The following is a 761-nucleotide window of genomic DNA, read 5'->3' on the forward strand; positions in this document are numbered from 1 at the left end:
AGCCCAGCGTCGGGTCGGCTGCGCCGTAGACCTTGGCGGCGTCGGCCGCGCTCACGTCGAGCTGCGCCTTGGCCACCGTCAGCGTGCCGGCAACGTACTGCAGCTCGTAGTTCGCCGCCGTGCCGCCACTGGCGGCGATGGCATGCGTGCCCGCCGTCGCCGCAGCACCGGTGGCCGTCGTCAGCGCGACACCGCTGACCACGCCGGCCCCGTCGCTGTACTTCAGCTGGCTCGTGTCCACCGTGTAGGCCAGCGTCGGGTCGGCCGCACCGTAGACCTTGGCGGCGTCGGCCGCATTCACCGTCAGCGCCGCCTTGGACACCGTCAGCGTGCCGTCGTGCAGCACGAGCTCGTAGTTGGCGGCGCTGCCGCCACTCAGCGCGATCGCGTGCGTGCCCGCCGTCGCCGCGGCGCCGGTGGCCGTCGCCAGGTTCAGGCCGCTGACCACCGCGGCCGTGTCGGCGTACTTCAGGTCGCCGGTATCGACGCCGTAGGCCAGCGCGGGGTCGCTCGCGCCGTAGACCTTGCTGCGGTCAGCCGCCGTCACGTCCAGCTGCGCCTTGGCCACCGTCAGCGTGCCGTCGTGCAGCACGATGTCGTAGTTGGCCGCCGTGCCGCCGCTGGCGCCGATGAAGTGCGTGCCCGCCGTCGCCGCCGCGCCGGTGGCCGTCGTCAGCGCGACACCGCTGACCACGCCGGCCCCGTCGCTGTACTTCAGCTGGCTCGCATCCACCGTGTAGCCCAGCGTCGGGTCGGCTGCG

At 73.3% G+C, this 761-nt stretch carries 1 protein-coding gene; it reads right to left on the reverse strand.

Features of this window, described 5'->3' with window-relative positions; all coding sequences use genetic code 11:
- On the reverse strand, positions 1-761 hold a 761-nt coding region (locus tag CKO43_RS25545; protein WP_276570323.1), incomplete at both ends, for an MBG domain-containing protein.

This window comes from Rubrivivax gelatinosus (genome assembly GCF_016583785.1).
Taxonomy (GTDB): Bacteria; Pseudomonadota; Gammaproteobacteria; order Burkholderiales; family Burkholderiaceae_C; genus Rubrivivax; species Rubrivivax gelatinosus_B.